At 38.2% G+C, this 3,543-nt stretch carries 5 protein-coding genes; 3 read left to right on the forward strand and 2 right to left on the reverse strand.

From position 1 onward, the window contains the following. Positions 1 to 783 (forward strand): DNA internalization-related competence protein ComEC/Rec2 (locus AC52RT_RS15415; RefSeq protein ID WP_495541563.1); only part of this gene is annotated, 783 nt, incomplete at its 5' end. 119 nt (positions 784 to 902) lie between these two features. Here AC52RT_RS15415 and AC52RT_RS15420 read toward each other — a convergent pair. Further along, entirely contained in the window at positions 903 to 1,037 is a 135-nt protein-coding gene (locus tag AC52RT_RS15420) for a YqzM family protein (protein ID WP_040373865.1), read from the reverse strand. Positions 1,038 to 1,459: 422 nt separating this feature from the next. Between AC52RT_RS15420 and holA the strand changes: the two genes are divergently transcribed. Continuing rightward, complete coding sequence (holA, locus tag AC52RT_RS15425) at positions 1,460 to 2,473, forward strand: DNA polymerase III subunit delta (RefSeq protein WP_495541564.1); 1,014 nt, start codon at positions 1,460 to 1,462, stop codon at positions 2,471 to 2,473. Positions 2,474 to 2,566: 93 nt separating this feature from the next. Here holA and rpsT read toward each other — a convergent pair whose 3' ends face one another. Next, positions 2,567 to 2,833 carry a 30S ribosomal protein S20 gene (gene rpsT, locus AC52RT_RS15430; RefSeq protein ID WP_040373863.1) on the reverse strand — a complete coding sequence of 89 codons (267 nt, stop codon included), beginning with the start codon at positions 2,831 to 2,833 and terminating at the stop codon, positions 2,567 to 2,569. Positions 2,834 to 3,088: 255 nt separating this feature from the next. Between rpsT and gpr the strand changes: the two genes are divergently transcribed. Next, a partial coding sequence (gpr, locus tag AC52RT_RS15435; protein ID WP_495541565.1) for a GPR endopeptidase occupies positions 3,089 to 3,543 on the forward strand: 455 nt, incomplete at its 3' end.

A 3,543-nucleotide genomic window follows, 5' to 3' on the forward strand; every position in this document is an offset into this window, starting at 1 on the left:
ATTGGTCAAGGCGATTGTATCTTTATTAAACTTCCCTATAACCGTGGTAATTACTTAATTGATACTGGAGGCAGTATTGCATTTAACCAGGAAGCCTGGATGGAGCGGCGTAAAACGTATAATACAGCTGAAGATATAATTATTCCATTGTTAAAAAGTAAAGGCATTCATCATCTTGATAAGTTAATTTTGACCCATCCAGATGCGGATCATATTGGAAGTGCGAAGGAGGTTCTTCAACATATTCCTGTGAAAAGTATTGTAATCGGGAGAGAAAGTGAAAGTGATTATTTGGATAAAAATTTTGTGGAAGTGGCGCAGTCAAAGAGTATTCCCATTCAAACCCTTAAGCGGGGAGAAAAATGGGAAGCAGGCGGGGTGAGCTTTCACGTGCTTCATCCGTATAAAAAAGAAGAGAATACCAATGATGCTTCAATTGTCTTGTATGCAAAAATGGGCGGGTTAACGTGGTTGTTTACAGGAGACTTTGGCATTGAGGGAGAACCAGAGCTTATAGCATCCTATCCAACGCTCCGAGCAGATGTTTTGAAGGCGGGGCATCATGGAAGTAAGACGGCATCTTCAGAAGAATTGGTGAAAACAATCTTGCCTAAAGTGAGTGTTATTTCAGCTGGAAAGAATAATCGTTATGGTCATCCTCATCAGGAGGTCCTTGATGTCTTTAATAAGCACGGTGTGAAAATATTTCGCACTGACAGCCATGGGGCGATTACGTATCGTTTTAAAAAAAGTACTGGAACCTTTTCAACACAACTGCCATAGGATGTCAGTATCAGAAACGTAAAAATAAAGGAGACTGCATCTGCAGCCTCCAAGCTAGAAAGTTTATCCCAGTCAACTTATCAAGCAGGTCGTATTTTTTAGTCTATGTATACGACTAATTAAGAGCCAATTACTTGTACAGCAACAGCAATCGTGAACAAGAGTGCAAAAAATACGAAAGAAGCAATAAAGCCTACTGCTGAGTCGCCAACGTCATTCCGCTTTGTTTGTACATTTTTTTCAAATTCATTCATAATATACCCCTCCTATTTCACTTAATAGTATAAGCGATACCTAGAAAAAAATCTACCGCTCACAAACCACTGCCTGTAAATATATGTTGAAACTTACCAATTAAACCAGCTTTTTTTGTTCCCAAGAGTTAACACAAATACTTTGGACGTACGGGGCTAAAATAATTGTACGGCGCACCGTTCCAATCCAAAAAGAACATCATTTCAGTCAGTCGACTGTCGATTCATGTTCGTACTATAACCGCTGTATAGGAAGTTAAACCTAGGGACTTGCTTACAGCGTTCATATAGATTGGGAATCGGTGCCAATGCAGACCGATTCCCTTATTCTGCCGTTTTTTATTCTTTCTCAAAGGGTTGTCAAATCGCTTTTGCATCTATACCATAAGGGATAAGAATACATAAAAAGAGGCGGAATTATTTTGGTACTGGATGTTTGGAAAAATATAAAGAAAAAACAGTTTGCACCTGTTTATTTGTTGCTTGGCAATGAGAGTTATTTAATCAATGAGACGAAGCAGCTATTAATTGAGCATGCATTGAGTGAAGATGAGTTGGATTTTAATTTTGCCCAATTTGATTTGGAAGAGACCCCAATTGAAACGGCTTTAGAAGATGCGGAAACGATGCCATTTATTGGGGAGAGGCGTTTGGTGTTCTTGATGAATCCGTTTTTTTTAACTGCGGAGAAAAATAAGTCAAAAGTAGAGCATAACGTAAAAAAACTTGAACAATATTTGGCTGATCCAGCCCCTTTTTCCATTATTGTCTTAGTCGCTCCGTATGAAAAGTTGGATGAACGGAAAAAAATAACGAAGGAATTAAAACGGAGTGCAGCTCTTTTTGAGGCTAAGAAACTTTCGGAACACGATCTGAAGACGTGGACTAGAGACAGAGCAACTGCAGCACAAGTTGAAATGGATGATGCAGCCATTGAAATGTTACTTGAGCTTGCTGGGACTAACTTAATGATGCTGGCAAATGAAATGGATAAAATGATTTTGTATGTGGAAGAAGAACGAACAATCGACGTAGAAACGGTTGAAAAGCTCGTGGCAAAATCTTTAGAGCAGAATGTATTTACGCTGGTTGATCATCTCTTGCAGCGTAACATCGAACCTGCTTTGACTATTTATCATGAGTTGTTGCGGCAGAATGAAGAACCGATTAAGATTTTGGGTGTCATTGCTAGTCAAGTCCGTTTAATGTACCAAGTGAAGGGACTTTCAAAGCAAGGCTATAGTCAGCAAAAAATTGCCTCTGCCTTAAAAATACATCCTTATCGAGTAAAACTGGCCTTCCAGAAAAACGGGAAATTCGATGAACGTGAACTATTAGCGATTATTAATGATCTTGCGGAAGCGGATTATAAGATGAAAACAGGCCAAATTGAAAAAGCACTTGCGCTTGAGTTATTGTTGATGAAAATGAGATAAAGACATAAAAAAGAGGCGTGGGAAGTGTTCCAACGCCTTTTTGTATACAAAAAAAACGACCCGAATGGATCGTTAATTTGAACTCATTAAAAATTAAGCGTTTAATGAATTAAGTCTCTTAGTTAAACGAGATTTTTTACGGGCTGCCGCATTTTTATGGATAAGTCCTTTAGATGCAGCTTTGTCTAATTTCTTAGCAGCTGTTAATAAAGCTTCTTTAGCAGTAGCAGCGTTGTCGCCAGCCAATGCAGTTTCAGCAACTTTAACAGATGTACGAACATTAGATTTAACATTTGCGTTACGTAGACGACGTGAATCGTTAGTTTTCACGCGTTTGATAGCAGATTTAATGTTTGGCATTCCGTTCACCTCCTACATAGAAATCGAGATTAAATGATCCCGACTTTTCAAATCTATACTAAATAGCACAAATTATATTTTATCAGACACTGTTATATAATGCAATATCTGAATCAGAATCGAAAAGAATTATGTCTCATCTAAGCAATATCTCGTTAAAGGTATTGTACCAGAGTTATGAATAATAAAAAAGAAATATCGGCAAAATGTTAAAGAAAAACAATTGCAATTATTTTATGTGAGGTGTGAGCAGCGGTGGAAAAAAAACTAGATTTACGAAATTACGGGGTTCGGACCGATTTAGCTATTGAAGCAAGAGAGTTAGCACTTGGTGAAAAAGGGGTAGCTGGGGAAGATAATATTTCGCATTTAAACGGTGTTGTAATTAAAGAACGGAATGTCGATGATTTAAAAATTAGTTTAGTTGAAATAGATAAGGACGGAGAAGAAGTAGTTGGGAAAAAAGCGGGAAGGTATCTTACTTTAGAAGTTCAGGGAATCCGTCAACAGGATACAGATCTTCAGATGGTTGTTGAAAAAGTGTTCGCCCAAGAACTAGCTAATTTCTTAAAAGAGGTGCAAGTGGAAAAGGCGAGTAGTTGTTTAGTAGTGGGACTTGGTAACTGGAATGTTACTCCTGATGCCTTAGGTCCAGCGGTAGTCGAAAACTTGGTTATCACAAGGCATTTGTTTGAGCTGCAGCCAGAATC

It is taken from the genome of Peribacillus sp. (genome assembly GCF_059453735.1).